Raw genomic sequence first — 19928 nt, forward strand, 5'->3', positions numbered from 1 at the left:
TACCTCCTGATGGAAGAGGGCCATGAGCGACCCGACGCGCTTCCGCGTGTTTGCTACCTGCCACATCGGCGAAGCCGCTGAGAACCTGCTGCGCGAGCGCGGCTACCAGTTGGAGGTCTACCCCGCTCCGGAAGCGCCGCCCAAATCGCTGATCCTGGAGAAAGTCCGCTCCGGTATCGACGGCCTCATCACCACGCTGCGCGATCCCATCGACGCGGAAGTGCTCGCCGCGGGCAAGGGAACGCTCAAGGTGGTGGCCCAGGACGCCGTCGGCTTCGATAACATCGACCGCGCCGCCGCCAACCAGCACAAGATTCCCTTTACCCACACGGCCGACGTACTCACGGAAGCCACGGCCGAGTTCGCCTTCTTCATCCTGGCCTCGGTGGCGCGCAAGCTGTGGGTCAGCGAGCATCTGGTACGCGAAAACAAATGGCGTTCCTGGCATCCCTTCCTGCCGTTTCTCGGCGATGAAGTGACCGGCAAGACCCTGGCCATCATCGGCACCGGACGCATCGGCTTGGCCCTGATCAAGAAGGCCTCCGGCTTTGACATGAACATGCTGTGCTACGACCCGGTGTACCAGAACCATGCCTTCGTCGAGTCCATCCAGGAGTTGATGGACCTGCGCCACGCCCGCGGCTTGCAGAAAGAGAAGACCTGGATCAAGTACGTCACGCTCGAGGAAGCCCTGCGCCAGGGCGACTACATCAGCTTGCACGTGCCCTTGCTGCGCGAAGGGGAGAGCGACACGCCTACCTACCATCTGGTGAACGAGCGGACGCTGCGCTTGATGAAGCCCACCGCGTACCTGGTCAATACCTCACGCGGGCCGGTGGTGGATGAGAAGGCGCTGGCCCATGCGCTCAAGGAGCGCTGGATCTCCGGTGCGGCTCTGGACGTCTTCGAGAAGGAGCCCCTGCCGCCGGATTCGCCCCTGCGTGACCCGGAGATCTGGGACCGCTGCCGCATCTTTCACCACTTCGCCTCCGGCGCCCGCATCACGCGCCTTTCCACCGACCCTGACAAGGGGATGGCGGGCCGCTGCGCCCAGGCTCTGATCGACGTGCTGGAAGGGAACTATGGCGGCGACATCACCAAGATGCCCTACGTGGTGAACAAAGAAGCGTTCGCGAAGTAGCTATTTTGTCGCCATGGCGGCGACCATCGACTGGAAGATCTTCAGCCCGTCGACCGAGCCCAGTTGAGCCTCGCTCGAACGGTCGGGGTGGGGCATCATGCCGCAGACGTTGCGGCCCTCGCTGCAGATGCCCGCGATGTTATCGAGCGAGCCGTTGGGATTGGCGGCGGGCGTGATTTCGCCTTGCGGCGTCGCGTAACGGAACAGGATGCGGTCGTCGCGCCGCAGCGCCTCCAGCGTTTGCGGTTCGCAGAAGTAGTTCCCGTCCATGTGCCCGATGGGGATCTGCAGCACCTCGCCCTTGCGGCAGGCGTTGGTGAAGGGCGTGTCCGCGTTCTCCACCCGCAGGTGAACCTGGCGACAGATGTACCGCAGCCCCACGTTGCGCATCAGCGCGCCCGGCAGCAGGCCGGCCTCACACAGGACCTGGAAGCCGTTGCAGATGCCCAGCACCATGCCGCCGCTGCTCGCAAATCGCGCCACCGATTCCATCACCGGCGAGAAACGGGCGATGGCGCCCGTGCGCAGGTAATCGCCGAAGGCGAACCCGCCTGGGATAATGATGGCGTCACAGTTTTCCAGGTCGGCAGAGTCGTGCCAGAGGTAGGTGACCGGCTGTTGTGCGACCGCGCCCACCGCGTACCACGCGTCGTGTTCGCAATTGGAGCCGGGGAAGACCACCACGCCGAACTTCATCGCCGCTTGTCCTCAGTGGCGGCTGCCACACTGCAGTTTACCATCGGCTGCCAAGTGCACCTGGGCAGGAGAGGTCAAGGGCACGGCCGCGCCGTGCCCCTTGGGGCAAGGTCTAGAGCGGTACCTCGAATTCTCCCGGCGGCAGAGGCATAGCGGTAGGAGCCGGGGCCGAGTGGAAGAAAAACACGCGGTCGCGTTCGCCCTTGATGGACTGGAGCTTCTTCCACTGCTCCACCGTCAGCACCCGGCGGATGGCAAGCATCATCATGGTGTTGGCCTTTTCCAGTTGGCCGCGTGCCGCCACCACGCGATCGATCTGCGCGCCCACCTGCCCTTCGTCGGGCTGGTCGGCTTCCACCAGCGGCTGCAGCTTGGTCTCTTCGCGCTCGAGATTGGCGCGCAAATCGATCAGCTTCAGCCGGTGCTCGAGGAAGGTCTGCTCGATCTCCTTGATCTGCGTTTCGCTGAGCTTCAGCTCCGCGGCGACCTTGGAGTCCTTCCACCACTTGCCCAGACCGTGCGGATGCGGATGCCCCGGGGGCGCCGGCGGTGCCGGAGTGCGCATTCGCGGATGCCACTCCGCTGCCGGAGGAGCGGTCGGGGCCGGTTTGGCGGCCGGCGTAGGACCTTGTTGGGCAGCCATCAGGGGTGCCGCGAGAGCGAGACCGAGTAGGACTGGGGCGAGCTTCATGATGTTCTCTCCTGTGTGACTACGGTTTGGCGTTCTGAGACTGCGCCGATTGCTCCATTTCCTGCGCCAGCAGCACCGCCGGGTCCAGCGCCTTCGGCACGCGGCGCCGGGTGGCGTTTTCCACCCCCAACAGCAGATCGTGATCGGGATCATAGGCGGTTTGCGGCAGCGGAGGCTGGGACTGTGTGAGCAGTAGCGTAGCCAGCATCACCACGGCCAGGGCGCCGGCCCAGGCCAGACGAAGGGAGGCGGCACGGCCCTGCTGCGTGATGCGCTCCCCGATTCGGGCTCGCTGTCGAGCCCAATATGCCGCGGGGCGCTCGCCTTCGGCGCGCACGGAAGCCGCAAACGCCGCCAGCGCCGTGGCCAGCCGTTCGTCTTGAAATCGATTCGTTTCCGTCACCGATGCCTCCTTTCACCCAGGCGCAGCCGGACCGCGGCCAGCGCGCGCGACAAATGCACCTTGACCGTCCCCACCTCCAGCTCCATGGCCTGAGCGATTTCATTCAGCGTCATCTCTTCCGCAAACCGCAGGACGAAAATGGCTCGCTGGCGCGGGGAAAGTGTGGCCACCACCTCCCACACCGCAGCCGCCTCCTGGCGCGCCGCCGCTTGCCGCTCCGGTGAAGGCTGTTGCGCTGCTGCGACCGCCTCCACCGCCTGCAAGTCTTCGCGGTCGCGCTGGAACAGCCGCCGCCAGAAGGCCACGCGTGGGCTGCGGCGGTGCTCATGGGCCAGGTTCAGCGCGATCCGCACCAGCCACGTCCCGACCGCTGCCTCACCCCGAAAGCTCTCCCGCTTGCGGTAGGCCCGCAGAAAGCATTCCTGGGTAAGCGTGTCGGCCTCGTCGGGATCCCGCAGCAGCGCCAGCAGGACGCGGTAAATGCGCTGCTGGTGCTGGCGGACGATGGCGTCGAACTCCTCCGGCGCGATGCCGCGCGCCACTCGCGCCAGACTCGCCGTTGTCAGTGTGTTCTCCAGGGTGGCCACGATGAGCCCGCTGCTCCCTTTGGACGGATTCACGCCCCGGACGGTTTACATCGGTGCAGAATAAGATGTACCACGTGAGCGAGTTCGAACAGCACGTCCGCACCGCTGCCACCGGCCTTTGGCGCTGGTTCGTGGCCCAGACCCTGGACGCCGCCGCGGTTGGCCTGCTGTGGCTGGCCGGTCTCCTGGCCCTTGGTGTCCCTTGGGCGCCCTTGTGGGCGTTGCTGGCCGCGCTCTTCCAGTACGTTCCGCACCTGGGTCCCGTGCTGGGAGTCGTCGGCCCCGCCCTGGCGGCTGGGCTGAGTTCCGGCGCGGAGCGTGCACTCTACGTGCTCATCCTCTATGCCGCCATTGTTCTGGTGGACGGTCTTCTGCTCCAGCCCTATCTGCTCAGGCGCACCGCCAAGGTTCCCATTTGGGCCTCGATCCTCGCTCCCCTGGTCCTTGGCATACTCATCCCGTTCTGGGGAGTGTTGCTGGCCCCGCCGCTGTTGGCGATCCTCTACACCTTCCGTTCCCGGGCAGGGCAGGCCCCGGTTCCAGGGCCGGCTTCGCGCCGGAATCCCGGGTCGGATGCCTAGGAAGCGCGCATTTCGCGCATGCTATAATCACCATTCGTCTGCATCGATAGCAGCGCGTTTGTCATTCTCCCCGCGCTGACACAGTCCTTAGATATCGAGGTTCTCATGTCCGGCCATTCCAAATGGGCCACCATCAAGCACAAGAAGGGCGCGGCGGACGCCCGGCGCGGCAAGGTCTTCACCCGCCTGATCCGCGAGATCAGCATGGCGGCCAAATCCGGGGGCGACCCGGACAAGAATCCCCGCCTGCGCACCGCGATCGCCGCCGCCAAGGGCGAGAACATGCCGGCCGACAACATCAAGCGCGCCATCCAGCGCGGAACCGGTGAGTTGCCCGGCGCCGTCTACGAGGAGTTCCAGTTGGAAGGCTACGGCCCGGGTGGCGTCGCCGTGCTGACGGAGATCTCGTCCGACAACCGCAATCGCACCGTCAGCGAGATCCGGCACGTCTTCGGCAAGAACGGCGGCAACATGAGCGAAGCCGGATCCGTGGCCTGGATGTTCCACAAGAAAGGCTACATCGTGGTGCCCAAGTCGTCGGCGTCGGAAGATGACCTGATGAACATCATCCTCGAGGCCGGCGGCGAAGACCTGAAAGATGACGGCTCCAACTGGGAGATCATCACCGATCCTGCCAGCTACGAGGCGGTGCTCGAGGCCGTCAAGAAGGCCGGCCTCGAAGTGTCGGCTTCCGAACTCGCCATGCTCCCGCAGAACTACGTCAAGCTGGATGGCGCCGCCGCCCAGCAGATGATCCGCCTGGTGGAGGCGCTGGAGGAACACGACGACGTCCAGCACGTGTACTCCAACTTCGACGTCGACGAGAAGCAGCTCGAGCAGGTCGCTAGCTAAGGAACCTGGGCGGCGTTTCCACCCCACCCGGGAGAGCCGAACCGCAAGAATCACTCGCCGCGCGCATCCTGCGCTGCTAGAGTACTCCGACAATGATCCGGGAAGGTCTCATGAAGACAGTCGCCTGCCTCGCCCTGCTCCTCGCCGCTACCGTGGTTGCTGCCCAGGACGCACCCTCGGTTCTGGCGCGAAAAGGAACCTGGGAATTCGGTCCCTGGGTCGGAGGTGGCACCAGCGTGCCCGGAGGCGTCTCGGACACCAGCTTCTTCAACGCCGGCTTCCGGGTGGGCCGCGTCATGAGCGGCCAGCACCTCCCTGGCTTCCTGCGTGGCAATCTCGAGCTGGCAGGTGAGTTCATCCCGGCCTACGTCGTCTTCCAGGACAACACCGTCTACGGTTTTGGCTTCACGCCCGCGCTGTTCAAGTGGAACTTCACCAGCAAGCGCCGGGTCGTCCCCTATTTCGAAGCCGGCAGCGGCCTGTTGTTCACCCGCAGCAGCGTACCCGCCTTCACCAGCCAGGTGAACTTCACGCCTCAGGCGGCCTTCGGTCTGCAGTTCCTCACCCGCGAGAAGCGTGCCTGGAGCGTGGCGGCCCGCTACGTGCACATCTCCAACGCCGGCCTGGAATCGCCCAACCCGGGTATCAACAGTGTCCAGTTCACGCTCGGCTACTCGTGGCTTAGATAGCCAGAGGCAGTCCCGGAGACCTGGAGTTGCGGCCCTCTGGCTCGACCGCTATGCTTGGGTCCATGTCCACGCTGGTCGAATGCGTGCCCAACTTCTCGGAAGGCCGGGACCGGGCCAAAGTGGATGCCATCATCGAGGCCATGAAGCGGGAGGGTGTCTACCTCCTCGACCGCGAGATGGACGCCGACCATAACCGCTGCGTCATCACCCTGGTGGGCGACCGCGAGGCCATCGCGGAAGCCGCCATCTGCGGTGTGGGCAAGGCCGCCGAGCTCATCGACCTGAACCAGCATCGCGGCGAGCATCCCCGGCTGGGGGCCGCCGACGTGATTCCCTTCATTCCCATCGAAGGCGTCACGCTCGAGGACTGCGTCGCCATCGCTCGCCACGTCGGCCAGGAGATCTGGAAGCGCTATCAGATCCCCGTCTATCTCTACGAGGCCGCGGCCACCGTCCCCGAGCGCGCCAATCTGGAGAACATCCGCCGCGGGCAGTTTGAAGTTGTTCGCGAGGAGATCGCTACCAACCCCGCCCGCCGTCCGGACTACGGCGAGTCCCGCCTCCATCCCACCGCCGGAGCCACGGTGGTGGGTGCGCGCAAGTTTCTGATCGCCTACAACATCTATCTCAACACCGCCGACGTGAATGTCGCCAAGAAGGTCGCCAAGGCGGTTCGCTTTTCCACCGGCGGCCTGCGCTACGTCAAGGCGGCGGGGTTCCTGGTGCGCAACCTCGCCCAGGTTTCCATGAATCTCACCGACTTCGAGCAGACACCCATCGCCCGCGTGTTCGAGTTCGTGCGGCGCGAAGCGGCCCGCTACGGCGCCACGCCCGTTTCCAGCGAGATCGTCGGCCTCATCCCCAAGCGGGCGCTGGAGAACGCCGCCGAGTGGTTCCTGCAGATCGGCAACTTCGATTCCTCGCTCATCCTGGAGAATCGCCTGAACGCGGTCATGGGCGGCAAGATCGCGGTCGGGGGCTTGCGCGCCGGAGTCGAACCCTTCGTCGAACAACTCGCGGCCCCTACTGCGACCCCGGGCGGGGGAAGCGCCGCCGCCGCGGCCGGGGCCATGGCCGCCGCTCTGGCTCACATGGTGGCAGCCATGTCGCGCGGCAAGAAGGCCTACCTGCAGTACGAAGCCCGCCTCAGCGAGGCCATCGCCCGCCTGTCTCGCCTCCGCGAAGAGCTCAAGGCCGCCATTGACGCCGATGCCGAATCCTATGAGCAGGTCATGAAGGCCTATCAGGCGGCCAAGTCATCTTCGGATGGCGATGCCGTCATCGTTACTGCGCTCAAGAGCGCAACCAGTGTTCCGCTCGAGGTCGCTCGCCGGGCAAGGGAAGTCGCCACCCTGGTTACGGAACTCGGGCCCATCACCAACCCCAACATGGCTTCGGACCTCACCACGGCCACTGCGCTGGCTCGGGCTGCTATCGAAGGTGCGCTGGCCAACGTGGAAATCAATCTGCAATCCTTGGGTGAGAAGGATTCCTCCTTCACCGCCGAGACCCGACGGCGAACCGAACAGCTCCGGTCCTGAAGGCCCTATCCGATGGGCGGCGGTGTGCCCAGGCGCTTTTCCGTCGTGGGGATGAAGTCGCGAACCGCCCGCCGGCAGTGATGGATCGTAATCAGTTTTTCCAGCACCAAAAGAAAACCGATGAAACCCGCGAACAGCAAAGCATCGAGAGTAGTCAGCGCCTCCTCACCCGGTGCCGTGGGCTCATCGCCCAGGAACGCCAGTAGGACGAATGCTGCCAGCAGCAGCAACAGGTAGCCCTCGGCAATGAGATCCAGCACGCCGAGAAAGTGCTGTCCGGTGTAGAAGTATCCGCCGCCCGGGATCAACAACGAACGGCGGACCGCGGTCTTCTCGTCCTTGAAGACCAATCCGCAATTTGCGCATTGATACACCTTGGCCGTGAGTGCCGTCTTGCATTCCGGACACAGTGGTGTCATCCCCTGCCGTGCCGTAACCTGGCCACGGTAGGCAGCCAACAGGACGGGAATCAGTACGCGCAACTTCTTGGCGTCTCTGGCGCGGATTGCCCAGTACTTCTCCTTCCGGTCGTTGGCGTAATGCAGCTCCATGGTCCGGGCCAGCCATCCCTTGATCTTGACATCCTGAAGGTCACCCCATTGCAGGCTACGCACATTGTGTTTCCATTGCCCGTTGCGCGTCACCGCCAGATGCAACAGGCGACGGTCGGTCACGACCAGCGTCGTCTGACCCACGTACTGTGCATACCAACCGAGCGTGAGCTGCTCCAGCGTCCCCAGCGGCGCGTTGGCCCGGGCCGCATAGAGGATCGCCTCGTCCGCTTCCAGCAGGTTCTGAAGGACGCCGGCCAGCGGGCTCAGGACCTTCTCAACCGAACGCCGCGCGGAATCGTTCTCCCGCCCCTTGGGGTCGGTGTAGGCCGTGTCTTCGCGCAAGCGAAGTCCTTGCCACGTCACCTCGCGTGGCGGCTGTTCGGAGTTGAAGGTGAGGTCGAGTCGCGACATCGTCCGCCTCGCAATCTGTCCGGGAGGCGCAACACTATATCAGCCTCCCGGCCCAATCCCACCCAGTGCCGCATGGGGCAACCTCCGAGGAGCCCTGCGCCTCTATAATGTTGATCATGAAACGGCTGGCTTTCTGCCTTATCGTATTGAGTCTTGCCGCGCCCGCTTGGGGAGCGGCGCTGGGCACGGCGTCGCGCAATGTGATCCCCGCGCAAGTGCAACAGATCATTTCTGTTGATTACCGCAAGATGGGTGCCTCGGCTTCGGCCCAGGCGCTAAAGGCTCGCGCCCTTCCCCCGGACCTCAAGCAGTTCGAAACCGCGCTGCGCAAGGTCGGCATCGAACCCGACCGCGACCTCGACCAGTTGACCTTCGCCAGCTTCCGCGTACCGGAGAAGGGCACCCGTCTCCTGGGTATCGCCCAGGGGCAGTTCGCTCTCAAGCAGGTGCAGCAGAGGATGCGCCGGCAGAGGATTGTTCCCCAGAAGTATCGCGCCACCGACATCTACCCCATGGGTGAAACCGTACGCATGGCGCTGCTCGATGACGCCACCATGATCTTCGGCGAACTGAACTCCCTCAAGACCGCGCTCGATACGTACAACGGGGAAGGCGAGAGCCTCTCCAGCAACACTCAGGTCACCGACATGATGTCCGCCGTGGAAACCGGCGCCCTGTGGAGCGTGCTGGACCCTGCGGGCACGCAGTTCATGCTGCGTGCCTCTCTCGGCGAGGCGGCCGGGCTCGCCGACTTCGATACCATCAAGAAACGTCTGCGGGGCTCGCGCTACAAATTGGACTTCGACAGCGGCATCGACTTCGACCTGGACATCGTCACCTCGGACAATTTCACCGCCGCCACTCTCTCCTCGCTCATCCAGGCCGGCGTGCTTTACCGCAAGATGAACGCCAGCGCCGCCGACAAGGAGATCCTGAACGATCTCAAAGTGGATTCCGACGGCGGCAACGTTCGCATGCGGTTCCGCACCGACGACAAGCGCTTCCAGGCCCTGGTCCAGTCCGACCTGTTTTCCGCTGCCGTCCGGCGCTAGCGCCGCGCTCGCCTGAAACAAGGGCCGGGTTTAGCCCGGCCTTTGGCTCTTACTAGTCACTAGCCACTAACCACTAGCCACTGGCTTTTCACACACAGCATGCCTTTTCAAATTCCTTCCGGACGTCCTTCGGGCCTTCGGCCTCCTGCGCGTCGCCCTTGAAAACATAGACCTCCCACCGGTACCCGGAGGGGTCCGTCGCCCAAATCTTGTCCTGCAAGGCATAGCAGCAGGTAGTGTTCATCTCCTCCGCGGTCTTGATGCCGGCCTCGGAGAGCCTCCGCTTGTACTCCAGCACTTCCTCGACCGAATCCACGCGGATGCCCAGATGGTTCAGGCCCTGCAGGCAGCAATGCTCCTTTTCCTGCATGGTCAGGTTGACGGCCGGCGAAGCCAAGTCGAACTTGGCGTACCCGGGTTTCAGCTTGGTGGGTTGGGCGCCGAACAGCGCCGTGTAAAACCGTACCGACTTCTCCAGGTTTACCACGTCCAGTGAAACGTGCAGCTTGGTTTCCACGCTCTTCTCCTTTGTGCATTGATGAGTATCGATATACCAGCCCACAGCCAACAACGCGGTCCTTCCGACGAAAAGAACTCAACTGTTTCTGGGTTTGCGTCCGTGCAGCTTGGCTGAGACCACCGCGGCCGCCGCCTCGCGCAGAGCTTCCGCCCCGAAGCGTTGTTCCACCGCGCTCGCCTGCTCTCCGGGTGTGAGGGCATGCAGCAAGTCCCGTCCGCTGGTGATCTGGGGCAGGGAAAGCTCGCGGAAGCCGGCCTGGAAGGCGATGTCCAGATAATCCCCCAGCAGGCTCGCCCCGGCGATGCAGCCCACGTAGGCGTTCACGTCCGCGGCGATGGCTTCCGGCAAGGGCCGCAGGAGCACGATGTCGCTGATGGAAATCTGACCGCCCGGCTTGAGCACGCGGAACAATTCACGGAATACCGCCGGCTTGTCGGCGCTCAGATTGATGACGCAGTTGCTGATGGCGAGGTCGACGGCGTCATCTTCCAACGGCAAGTGCTCGATATAGCCTTTGCGGAACTCGACATTGTCGGCGCCCAGGCGGCGCGCGTTTTCCCGCGCCAGGTTCAGCATCTCCTCGGTCATGTCGACGCCGATCACCCGCCCGCTCGGCCCCACCTGCTTCTGAGCGAGGAATGCGTCAAAGCCCGCTCCGCTGCCCAGGTCGAGCACCGTCATCCCGGGCTGGATCGCCGCCAGCGCCAAAGGGTTGCCGCATCCCAGTCCCAGGTTGGCGCTGCCCGCGGACGCCAGATCCTCAGCCGAGTATCCGATGGCCGCCGGCCCGGCCGAGGGCGAACATCCACAGCCGCTCTTCTCGCGGGCGATGTTCCCGTAACGCGCGCGTACCGCTTCTACCAGGTGATCTCTCTCCTGGGAGGCTGCCGTGCCGCCCACATCCTTCGCCGTACTCATGGTCCTCTCCTCTACCAGCCTCTTACCCGCCACTAGCGACTGGTTTGTCACAGCTCCTGCGCCAGCGCTTCCGCAAATTCCTTCAGTGCTTTCTCATTGCGCCGGTACCACATCCACTGCCCGAATTTCTCGGCTTCCACCAACCCCGCCTTCCTCAGAACGGACATGTGATGCGACACCGTCGGCTGCGACAATGCCACCTTCTGCTCGATGTCGCAGGCGCACATCCCGAACGGCTTGCCGATCGAGCAGCAGCCCTTCTCCTTGAGCGCCTTCAGGATCTTTCGCCGCGTGGGATCGGCCAGCGCGTCGAACACCTCCGCCACCATGTTGGCTGTCTTTGCCATATCGACATCCATCTATACATCATAGATTGATGCCTGTCAATACGCCAGGTTGCAGAAAAAGTTGGAGAAAAAGAGGGACGGGCTACGCCATCGCCGGATTCGCAACCCTCCGCCTTCTGCTGCATCTCATCGGTACCGCAAGAGGGAGAAGGGAATCCATGCTTTTCGAAGGCGACGAGCGCAAGCAACAGGAGCGCAAGATGCGCGACCAGGGCCGCCTGCCTCCCGGCCAGGCCTTGACCTTGAAGTGGCCAGTCCTCCATCACGGTTCGGTCCCGCGCTTCGATCCGGCGCGCTGGGATTTCCGCATCCGTGGCCGGGTGGAAAACGAGGTCCGGCTTACCTGGGAGGAGTTCAGCGCGCTCCCTCGGGTCCGGTCCACCAGCGACTTCCACTGCGTGACCCGCTGGAGCCGCTTTGACAATCTGTGGGAAGGCGTGGCCTTTCGCGATGTTCTCAACCTGGTGCGCCTCAAGCCCGGGGCCGCTTACGTCTTGGTGCGCGCCGAACAGGGTTACACGGCCAACGTCCCGCTGGCCGACCTGGACCGCGACGGCGTGCTCTTCGCCACCCACCATGACGGCCAGCCGCTCACCCCGGAGCACGGCTATCCCTTGCGCCTCATCGTGCCCCACCTCTATGCCTGGAAATCGGTGAAGTGGGTGCGCGGGCTCGAGTTTCTCGACCACGACCAGGCCGGCTTCTGGGAGCAGAACGGCTACCACATGTACGGCGATCCGTTCCGCGAGCAGCGCTTCGACACCGATCCTTAGACGTTGCGAGCACACCCGCTTCCGGGCTGAGTGTTGCCATTCCGAGCCCGCCGCGGCGGGCGAGGAATCCCTGGCGCCACGTCCGCGTTCGGCCCGCTTGCCCGGACAGCAAAACGAAACCCCTCCATCCGGAGGGGTTTGTCAGACTCGATCCCGGCTATTTCTTTACGATCGCCTTGTAGCCGTCATGCCGCAAACGGTCTTGCATTACGGAAGCGTCGGAACGCGTCGGGTAGGGTCCCACCTGCACGCGATAGTAGCGATCGCCGGGCGCATTCATCACGAACACCGGATAGTTCTTCCGGCGCAGCGCCTTGACCATGGCATCGGCGTCGTCCTGCTTGGTCAGGGCTGCAACCTGCACCACGAAGCCGGCGGGCATCTTGGGTGTCGTGACCGTCGCAGACTTCGTCGGCTCGACCGTCGGCTGCGGCTTCTCTGCTACAGGCTTGGTGAGCGCCGGCTGGGCGTCCTTCTGCTCCACCGCTTTATAGAAAGTCAGATCCTGCTGGGCGGTCCCTGCGCAGTCGCTTCCCGTGCACTCGTTTGCTGCCGACGGCTTGCCGGCGCCGGTGGCATCGGTAGTCGGCGGGACCGTCACTCCTGCGGCCTCAAGCGTCGCCGCTTGCGCCGTCCCGGTGCTTCGTCCCAGCGTGTAGCCGAAGCCGAAAAACAGGGCGCACACCAGCACCAGGGCAAAAAAGATTCCCAGCAAACGTCCGGTTCCAAAGGTCGCTTCCGGCGCTTCTTCCGTTTCCGTGAGCAAGCTTTCGGTCAGTTCCATGTGCCTCATCTTAGGGCAAACTTGCGCCGAGCGGACCGGGCGGAACCTCGTTAGTTATTAGAAAGTTATCCCCTCGGGACCCGCGGGCTGGGATCCACGACCTAGCCCTTCTGGGCCTTCTCCATCAGCTTGGCGATTCCGCTGACGATGTCGATGGGCAATGGGAACACGATGGTGGTGTTCTTCTCCACTCCGATCTCCGTCAGCGTCTGCAGGTAGCGAAGCTGTAGGGTGAGGGGCTCGGTCGCCAGCACCTTGGCCGCGTCCGCCAGCCGTTGCGAGGCCGAGTACTCGCCCTCGGCGTGGATGATCTTGGAGCGCTTCTCGCGTTCCGCCTCCGCCTGCTTGGCCATGGCGCGCAACATGGAGTCCGGCAGATCGACCTGCTTCACTTCGACGTTGACCACCTTCACGCCCCAGGGGTCGGTATGCTGGTCGAGGATGGACTGGATGCGCAGATTCAGTTTTTCCCGGTGGGCCAGCAACTCGTCCAGCTCCACTTCGCCGAGCACCGAGCGCAGCGTGGTCTGCGCGAACTGCGACGTCTGGTAGAGGTAGTTCGAAACCTGCAGCACCGCGGCATTGGCGTCCACCACCTTCAGGAACACCACCGCATTCACTTTCAGGGTGACGTTGTCGCGGGTGATGATGTCCTGCGGCGGCACATCGAAGGCCTCCTGCCGCAACGAGATGCGCACCATCTGGTCGATGGGCCAGAACACCAGGAAGATACCCGGTCCCTTGGGGTGCTTGAGTACCTTTCCCAGGCGGAAGATCACGCCTCGTTCATAGTCACGCAGGATCTTGATGCAGCTCAGAAGGTAGAACACCAGGACCAGGATCGGGATGCCAAAAGCGCCCATGACAATTCCTCCAGGAAAAAGGATTCCCTTGGGATGATATAGGAAGCGTCAGCGGGCCGCGAACGCGGCCTTCGTCAGGTCGAAGGCTCGTCCCGGCTATGCGCTGCGCTGGCTCCGGCCGCCGGCTCCACTTCCAGCACCAGTCCCTCGATGCGGCGCACGCGCACCGCTTCTCCCACTGCTACCGCTGTGTTCGACACTGCGTTCCACAGTTCGCCCTGGATGAACACCTTGCCGCTCGGGCTGAGCGGCGTCCGCACTATGCCCACGGCTCCCACCAGGGTTTCCGGGCCCACCGCTGTCTTGCCCATCTGCGCGCGGATCGCCAGCGTCATCAGGAACACCGAGATCAACCCCATGGGGACGGCCACCGCCAGTGCCGTCCACAGCCGCACCCGCATTTCCGGGATCGGGGCATCGATCAGCATCAGTCCGCCCAGCACCATGCACAGGATGCCCCCGGCCCCCAGCACGCCGTGGCTGGTGAACTTGGCCTCCAGCGCGAACAGCGCGAAGGCTGCCACAATGAGCAGCAGGGCGGCATAGCGCGTGGGCAGGATGTTGAACGCGAACAGCGCCAGCAGAACGCAGATCACTCCCACCACGCCCGGCAGGATGGCTCCGGGGTTGTTGAACTCCGCATACAGCGCCAGCATCCCCAGCGAGAACAGCAGGTAGGCCACGTTCGGATCCATGATGTACGCCAGGATCTTCTGCCGCAGTGTCATCTCGAACGGCCGCACCGGGTCGCCCTTCAGGTCGAGGGTGATGGTGGTTCCGTCGAAGCGGTGGATCGGCTTTCCGCTCAACTGCTCGAACAGGCTCTGCTCGTTCTCGGCCACGTAGTCGATCACGTGTTCCTTCAGCGCTTCCTGCTCGGTGAACGACTTCGATTCCCGCACCGCGCTCTCTGCCGCCTCCACATTGCGTCCCCGCTTGGCCACGAACGCGCGCATGAAGGCGGCGGAGTCGTTCTCCATCTTCTTCTTCATGTTCTCGTCCATGTCCTTACCGCCCAGAAGCACGGGATGCGCCGCGCCCGTGTTCGTTCCCGGCGCCATGGCCGCCACGTCTGCGGCCTGCAAAATGAAGAATCCCGCCGACGCCGCCCGGCTCCCGCTGGGCGTCACGTAGACGATCACCGGCACCGGCGACGCCAGCAGCTTCTCTACGATCTTGCGCGTCGAAGTTTCCAAACCGCCCGGCGTGCGCAGCTCGATCAGCACCGCCTCGGCTTTGCTTTTCTTGGCTTCGTCGAGGGTCCGCCCGATGTACTCCTCGGTGATGGGATGGATGATGTCATCCACAACGATCTTCAGCACATCAGCCGACGCGGTCGCCGGAATCAGCAAAGCGGCCAGGACAACCATACGGATTGTGAATCTGCAGGACTTCATGGCTTTTGCGCCGCCGGCGCTTTCTCCGCCAAGCGGGACGCCACCGTCCGCTGCAATGCGGCAGCTTCGGCGTTCTGCGGTTCGATCGCGAGCGCCTTGGCGACGCTTTCCGCTGCGGCTTCCACTCTATTCTCTCTCAAGTCCAGCCGCGCCAGCACCAGCAATGCGTCGGTGCGCTCCGCCAGGCGCAGCGCGGCCCGCGCCTCGGCGCGCGCTCCGCTGGCGTCATTCAGGCGCTCCAGCACGGCGGCCAGCCCCGCGTGAGCCGCGGAATCGGTTGGGTCCAGCACCACGGCTTCGCGGAACTCGCCTTCCGCGTCCAGCACGAACCCCTGGTCGTAGAGCGACTGCCCGCGCTCCGTGTGGAAACGGGCATGCGACACCGGGTCCACCGACGCCAGCCGCTGCTCGTTTACGTTCTGGATCTGCATCGCCATCTGCCGGTAGGAGCTTTCGTCATAGTTCAGCTTGATGCGCTCCTGCGGCGGCCGCGACCCGCTCTGCGCCTTTGCCAGGTTTTCCAGCACACTCTGGACCTCGGTGTCCTCCGGTGTGAGTTCCAGGGCCCGGCGCAGCTCACGCGCTGCTTCTTCCGGCTCGCCCGCGCGTGCCAGCGCGACACCCAGGTTGAAGTGGTAGTCCGCGTCGCGCGGGTCGGCCTCCACTGCCTTGCGGAAGTGTTCCACGGCCGCCTTGGCGTCCCCGCGTCGTGCCGCCATCACGCCCAGGTTGTTGTGCACTTCGGTCAGCGGCAGCCGCGAGGCCAGGAACTCAAGCGCATACTGGGCCCGGTCGTATTGCCCCAGGTAGAAGTAGTCCAGCCCCAGGTAGAAGTGCGCTTCCCGGGCCAGCGCATCGTTCCGGGGGATGCGTGCCAGCCATCCGGCCGAAGCCTGGTGGTCCCCGGTCTCATACAGCATCTTGCCCAGCGCTAGCATGGCATCGTAATAGGCGGGGTTGCGCCGCACCGCTTCGCGGAAATAGCGGACCTTCTCCTTGTTCTCGCCGGCGATCGCCCCGCGGATGTAGTTCTCGAGCGCGTCCAGTCGCACCGGCGGCGCCAGCGCCACAAAATCATTGCGTGACATCAGCAGGTTGGGCGTGATCTGCCGCAGCAGGTCCCAGGCCAGGGCATTCTGCACGTCCAGCAGCTTCACCAGCGACCCAGATTCCTTCACCTCGGCGCCCAGCCGCAGCGACTTCACGTCCAGCAGTTGCGCGCTAGCCGTGAACGTCCGCCCATCAAATTCGTAGCGGCCGAGCACCGCGTAGTCCACGTCCATGGCCTGCACGATTTTGTAAATGGTGGCCCGGGAAGGCCGTGCCGCTGCCGGGATGCCCATGCGGTCGAAGGCGTACAACCGGTCGTCGCGCCCCACTACGTAGAGCGTGGCCGACGCCATGCGCGGCCCCAGCACCTCCGGGAACGCCTCCCCGATCCACTCCAGCCCCGGCGCGCTGGAGGCGTTCTCGAAGGGCAGAATCACCAGCGTCTTGCCCTGCTGCTGCGCCTGCGCACACACCGCTCCCAGCAGCAGGAGGAAGAGTAGGGAAGACAGAAGGCTGCGCAGTCGGATCAAGACAGGACGATTATACCGGTGCTTGCGTAGCGCAGCCTTCTCGCGACCAAACGCTGGCTCCTGCGATGACGGCTGACTTGCCAGTCCTCCCATCGCTTCTTGTGACGCCAGTCACCGCGATTCCTCCAGGCTTGGGATGGAACACTCATGAGAAGCCCCGCCCTTCTCCTTGTGCCTGCATTGACACCGTTTCAGCCCGCCCATAACATCGTGCCCCTGGGGTCGTCTCATTGATCGGTGAAACTGTCGCTCAGTACCGAATCCTCGCGCATCTCGGCGCGGGTGGCATGGGTGTTGTCTATCGCGCCGAAGACACCAAGCTCGCCCGCCAGGTAGCTCTCAAGTTCCTCCACGCCGACGTTGTCGAAGGCAGCGCGGCCGCCGAGCGCTTCTACCGCGAAGCCCGGGCCGCTGCCCTCCTCAACCATCCCGGCATTTGCGTGATCTACGACATCGGTGAGCATCAAGGTCGCCCCTTCATCGCCATGGAGCTGCTGGAGGGGGCTACCTTGCGTCAGCTCCTGGAAGCGCGCGACGTCCGACTCCCGCAGTTGCTGGAGTGGTCCATTCACGTCGCCGACGCGCTGGACGCGGCGCACGCCAAGGGCATCGTTCATCGCGACATCAAGCCCGGCAACATCTTCATCACCGAGCGGGGCCAGGCCAAGCTCCTCGATTTCGGGCTTGCCAAGCCCGCCGCCTCCCGCCGTCGCATCGTCGAGGCGGTCACTGCCGGTGACGAGCCCACCTACGCCGGTCAGGAGCATCTCACCAGTCCCGGCACCGCCGTGGGTACCGTCGCCTACATGTCTCCCGAGCAGGCCCTGGGCGAACCTCTGGACGCCCGTTCCGACATCTTTTCCCTGGGTGTGGTTCTCTATGAGATGGCCACCGGCGCCCTGCCTTTCCGCGGTGACACCTCGGCCGCCATCTTTGATTCCATCCTCCACAAGGCGCCCACCGCGCCCGTGCGTCTGAATCCCGACACCCCCGCCAAGCTGGAAGAAATTGTGGGCAAGGCGCTGGAGAAAGACCGCGACTTGCGCTACCAGAGCGCCGCCGACCTGCGCTCAGACTTGAAACGCCTCAAGCGCGATACCGATTCCACCGCCACCGTGCCGGTCGCGCTGCGTGCGGCCTCGGACGCCACCGCCGTGTCCGCAGCGGCTTCCTCCGATAGTCAGGTGGTCGCCGCCGTCCTGCGCCGCCACAAGCGCGGCCTAACCCTGGTCGCCGCGGGAGCCTTGCTCCTGGTTGCCGGGATCGCCTATGTGGCCTACCGTTCGGCTTCGCGCTCTGCGGCTCCTGTTGCCGCCACGCCCGCCGCCGGCCGGATGCGCATCTCCCGCCTCACCAGCAGTGGCTTCGTCCGTGGCGCCGCCATTTCCCCCGATGGCAAGTACGCCGCCTATATCAACGAGCAGGAAGGCAGGCAAAGCCTCTGGGTGCGACAGGTCGCCACCACCAGCAACGTCGAAATCATGCCCGCGACCGACGACCTGTTCGATTACGTGGAGTTCTCGCGCGACGGCAACTACATCTACTACCTGGGCCGGTCACGTACCGAGGCTACCGATACCCTGTACCGCATCGCTACTTTGGGAGGGGCCTCCCAAAAGCTGATCTCCGGAATTAACTTTGCCGCCAGCGTCTCCCCGGATGGCAAGCGCGTCGCTTGGATCCGCTATAGGCCCCAACATGGTGAAGAGCAGGCCGTAGTCACGAGCCTGGATGGCTCCGACGAGCGCGTCCTCGCTACCGTGCGCCGCCCCGACTTCCTTGGCAGCTTGGCCTGGTCGCCGGACGGCGCCAACCTGGCGCTCGCCGAAGTTACCTACGGCGGCGGCCGGGCCGCGCACGTTCTTGTGGTTGCGGCCACGGGTGGTTCGCCCAAGCCCCTGCCGGCGCCAACGTGGCTGCAGATTGGCGCGCTGGCTTGGCTCCCCGATGCCAGTGGACTGGTGGTGCAGGCGGGAGAAACCTCGGAGTTCTTTTCCAACCAACTCTACCTCTTGCCCTATCCCGGGGGAGGCGGCCGCCGCATCACCAATGACCTGAACATCTACTTCGGCGCGAGCCTCACCGAAGACGGCGAATCGATTGCCGCCGGCCAGGGCGACTTGAATTCTGCTCTCCTGGTTGCGCCCCAAGGAGACACGAAGAAGGCTGCGCGTCTTGCCACCGGCGTGGGTCGCTACGAGGGCGTATTCGGATTGGATTGGACGCCGGATGGCCGGCTCGTCTACACCGCCACCGATGGCGCCAGGCAGAATCTTTGGATCGCCGATGCCGATGGCGCAAACCCGCGCAGGATTACGGATCTGCCCGGCCAGCAGCAGATCCCCCGGGTTTCTTCCGATGGACGCTACATCGTGTTTTCTTCCTCCCGCAGCGGCGGCTTCAATGTCTGGCGGGTCGATCTGGACGGCTCCCGGCCGCGGCAGCTCACCGACGGTAACTCCGACTACGCCCCGGCCATTTCCCCCGACGGCAAGTGGATCGTTTTCCAGTCCGCGCGCTCCGGCAAGTACACGCTATGGAAAGTCTCCACCGACGGCGGCGCGGCCGCTCCGCTCACCGACGTCTACTCGCTCAATCCGGCGGTATCGCCCGACGGCAAATGGGTCGCGTACCTGACTCGGAGCGACGCTACCGCTCGCATGCAGATGTCCGTAATGCCCTTTGCCGGCGGTCCGCCCGTCAAGACCTTCGACATTTCCTCCCCGCCGCTCTGGGCGCGCGACAGCCGTGGGCTTCTGTACATCGAATCGCGCACCCCGACCCAGGACGTCTGGTTGCAGCCCCTGGAGGGAGGCAAGCCCCGTCGCCTCACCAATTTCAACGCCGAAGTGATGACCAACTTTGCCTGGTCGCGCGACGGCAAGCAGCTCGCAGTCGCCGCCGGCACCATCTCGGCCGACGTCGTCCTGATCTCCGATTATCGCTGACTCTATTTCTGCTGTATCCGTACGCTTGCTGGCAGCCTTTCCGTCACCCTTTCTTGTGACGCCAATCACCGCGATTCTTCCGCGCCTGGGATGAAATTGTTGTCAGAGGCCCCGGCCTGGGGCAGTCCGCCTCCGGCTGGGCTCGGAGGTAAGGTTATGACGACCGTCCTCAAGACATTCCTGGTAGGTATTGCAATCCTGGCTCTGGCCATTCCGGCAGCTACACAGCAGGCGCCTGTTAAGCAAGCCCAGGCTGGGAACAAAGAACCGGTGCCTGCGTACAACATCAAGGAAGAGGTCAGGCTGCTGGGCACCGTCGAGAGCATCAAGGAGTACGAATGCCCGATCAGCGGCACGATGGGCACGCATTTGGTCTTCAATGTCGATGGCAAGAAGTACGAGGTCCACGTCGCCCCACTGAAGTGGTTGGAGGAGTATGGCATCCAACTGAAGCAGGGGGACAACATTACCCTCATCGGCGTGAAGACGACGTACCGTGACTTGCCCGCCGTTCTGGCCCGCGGCATCGAGCGCGAGAATGACGTCTTCTACTTCCGCGACAAGAAGGGCCGCCCGCTCTGGCGCTGATCCACCGCGGGA

General features: G+C 64.2%; 21 protein-coding genes. 9 read left to right on the forward strand and 12 right to left on the reverse strand.

What is annotated here, in order from left to right; translation table 11 throughout:
- Positions 1–22 precede the first annotated feature (22 nt).
- Entirely contained in the window at positions 23–1141 is a 1119-nt protein-coding gene (locus VLE48_02570) for a D-glycerate dehydrogenase (GenBank protein ID HSA91867.1), read from the forward strand.
- Here the strand turns inward: VLE48_02570 and purQ are convergent, their stop codons facing one another.
- The 4 genes from purQ to VLE48_02590 all read right to left on the reverse strand — a co-directional run bounded on the left by purQ (position 1142) and on the right by VLE48_02590 (position 3551).
- Positions 1142–1837: a phosphoribosylformylglycinamidine synthase subunit PurQ gene (gene purQ / locus VLE48_02575; GenBank protein ID HSA91868.1), complete on the reverse strand. Its 696-nt coding sequence runs from the start codon at positions 1835–1837 to the stop codon at positions 1142–1144.
- 112 nt (positions 1838–1949) lie between these two features.
- Complete coding sequence (locus VLE48_02580) at positions 1950–2402, reverse strand: Spy/CpxP family protein refolding chaperone (GenBank protein ID HSA91869.1); 453 nt, start codon at positions 2400–2402, stop codon at positions 1950–1952.
- Positions 2403–2547: 145 nt separating this feature from the next.
- Positions 2548–2931, reverse strand: coding sequence for a hypothetical protein (locus tag VLE48_02585; GenBank protein HSA91870.1), 384 nt, complete (start codon positions 2929–2931; stop codon positions 2548–2550).
- Complete coding sequence (locus VLE48_02590; GenBank protein ID HSA91871.1) at positions 2928–3551, reverse strand: RNA polymerase sigma factor; 624 nt, start codon at positions 3549–3551, stop codon at positions 2928–2930. Before VLE48_02590 ends, VLE48_02585 begins: the two co-directional genes overlap by 4 nt.
- A gap of 41 nt (positions 3552–3592) precedes the next feature.
- Here VLE48_02590 and VLE48_02595 point away from each other — a divergent pair, with 41 nt between their 5' ends.
- The 4 genes from VLE48_02595 (at position 3593) to ftcD (ending at position 7181) form a co-directional block, all read left to right on the forward strand.
- Positions 3593–4099: an AI-2E family transporter gene (locus VLE48_02595; GenBank protein HSA91872.1), complete on the forward strand. Its 507-nt coding sequence runs from the start codon at positions 3593–3595 to the stop codon at positions 4097–4099.
- Positions 4100–4204: 105 nt separating this feature from the next.
- Positions 4205–4951 (forward strand): YebC/PmpR family DNA-binding transcriptional regulator, encoded by a 747-nt coding sequence (locus tag VLE48_02600; protein HSA91873.1) that lies wholly within the window; start codon positions 4205–4207, stop codon positions 4949–4951.
- A gap of 110 nt (positions 4952–5061) precedes the next feature.
- A complete protein-coding gene (locus VLE48_02605) occupies positions 5062–5640 on the forward strand; it encodes an acyloxyacyl hydrolase (GenBank protein HSA91874.1) in 579 nt (192 codons plus the stop codon).
- A 62-nt stretch (positions 5641–5702) separates the two neighbouring features.
- Positions 5703–7181, forward strand: a complete 1479-nt coding sequence (gene ftcD / locus VLE48_02610) for a glutamate formimidoyltransferase (GenBank protein HSA91875.1) — start codon at positions 5703–5705, stop codon at positions 7179–7181.
- 5 nt (positions 7182–7186) lie between these two features.
- On the opposite strand, the gene VLE48_02615 is transcribed toward ftcD, so the two are convergent.
- Positions 7187–8146 (reverse strand): hypothetical protein, encoded by a 960-nt coding sequence (locus VLE48_02615; GenBank protein ID HSA91876.1) that lies wholly within the window; start codon positions 8144–8146, stop codon positions 7187–7189.
- A gap of 116 nt (positions 8147–8262) precedes the next feature.
- Here VLE48_02615 and VLE48_02620 point away from each other — a divergent pair, with 116 nt between their 5' ends.
- Complete coding sequence (locus VLE48_02620) at positions 8263–9198, forward strand: hypothetical protein (protein HSA91877.1); 936 nt, start codon at positions 8263–8265, stop codon at positions 9196–9198.
- A gap of 88 nt (positions 9199–9286) precedes the next feature.
- Here VLE48_02620 and VLE48_02625 read toward each other — a convergent pair whose 3' ends face one another.
- The 3 genes from VLE48_02625 to VLE48_02635 all read right to left on the reverse strand — a co-directional run bounded on the left by VLE48_02625 (position 9287) and on the right by VLE48_02635 (position 10983).
- The gene (locus VLE48_02625; GenBank protein HSA91878.1) at positions 9287–9715 is read right to left on the reverse strand and encodes an ArsI/CadI family heavy metal resistance metalloenzyme; all 429 of its coding nucleotides are present in this window, start codon (positions 9713–9715) and stop codon (positions 9287–9289) included.
- A gap of 78 nt (positions 9716–9793) precedes the next feature.
- A complete protein-coding gene (gene arsM / locus VLE48_02630; GenBank protein HSA91879.1) occupies positions 9794–10636 on the reverse strand; it encodes an arsenite methyltransferase in 843 nt (280 codons plus the stop codon).
- Between the two features lie 47 nt (positions 10637–10683).
- Complete coding sequence (locus tag VLE48_02635) at positions 10684–10983, reverse strand: metalloregulator ArsR/SmtB family transcription factor (protein ID HSA91880.1); 300 nt, start codon at positions 10981–10983, stop codon at positions 10684–10686.
- A 158-nt stretch (positions 10984–11141) separates the two neighbouring features.
- Here VLE48_02635 and VLE48_02640 point away from each other — a divergent pair, with 158 nt between their 5' ends.
- On the forward strand, positions 11142–11756 hold the full coding sequence (locus tag VLE48_02640) for a sulfite oxidase-like oxidoreductase (GenBank protein ID HSA91881.1): 615 nt from the start codon (positions 11142–11144) through the stop codon (positions 11754–11756).
- A gap of 157 nt (positions 11757–11913) precedes the next feature.
- On the opposite strand, the gene VLE48_02645 is transcribed toward VLE48_02640, so the two are convergent.
- The 4 genes from VLE48_02645 to VLE48_02660 all read right to left on the reverse strand — a co-directional run bounded on the left by VLE48_02645 (position 11914) and on the right by VLE48_02660 (position 16380).
- Complete coding sequence (locus VLE48_02645) at positions 11914–12540, reverse strand: SPOR domain-containing protein (protein HSA91882.1); 627 nt, start codon at positions 12538–12540, stop codon at positions 11914–11916.
- Between the two features lie 101 nt (positions 12541–12641).
- The gene (locus VLE48_02650) at positions 12642–13403 is read right to left on the reverse strand and encodes a slipin family protein (protein ID HSA91883.1); all 762 of its coding nucleotides are present in this window, start codon (positions 13401–13403) and stop codon (positions 12642–12644) included.
- 74 nt (positions 13404–13477) lie between these two features.
- Positions 13478–14773: a nodulation protein NfeD gene (locus VLE48_02655; GenBank protein ID HSA91884.1), complete on the reverse strand. Its 1296-nt coding sequence runs from the start codon at positions 14771–14773 to the stop codon at positions 13478–13480.
- A gap of 23 nt (positions 14774–14796) precedes the next feature.
- Positions 14797–16380 carry a tetratricopeptide repeat protein gene (locus VLE48_02660; GenBank protein HSA91885.1) on the reverse strand — a complete coding sequence of 528 codons (1584 nt, stop codon included), beginning with the start codon at positions 16378–16380 and terminating at the stop codon, positions 14797–14799.
- Positions 16381–16610: 230 nt separating this feature from the next.
- Here VLE48_02660 and VLE48_02665 point away from each other — a divergent pair, with 230 nt between their 5' ends.
- The gene (locus VLE48_02665) at positions 16611–19328 is read left to right on the forward strand and encodes a protein kinase (GenBank protein ID HSA91886.1); all 2718 of its coding nucleotides are present in this window, start codon (positions 16611–16613) and stop codon (positions 19326–19328) included.
- Positions 19329–19484: 156 nt separating this feature from the next.
- Positions 19485–19916: a hypothetical protein gene (locus tag VLE48_02670; protein HSA91887.1), complete on the forward strand. Its 432-nt coding sequence runs from the start codon at positions 19485–19487 to the stop codon at positions 19914–19916.
- Positions 19917–19928: the final 12 nt, after the last annotated feature.

Source organism: Terriglobales bacterium (genome assembly GCA_035454605.1).
Classification (GTDB): Bacteria; Acidobacteriota; Terriglobia; order Terriglobales; family Acidobacteriaceae; genus DATMAB01.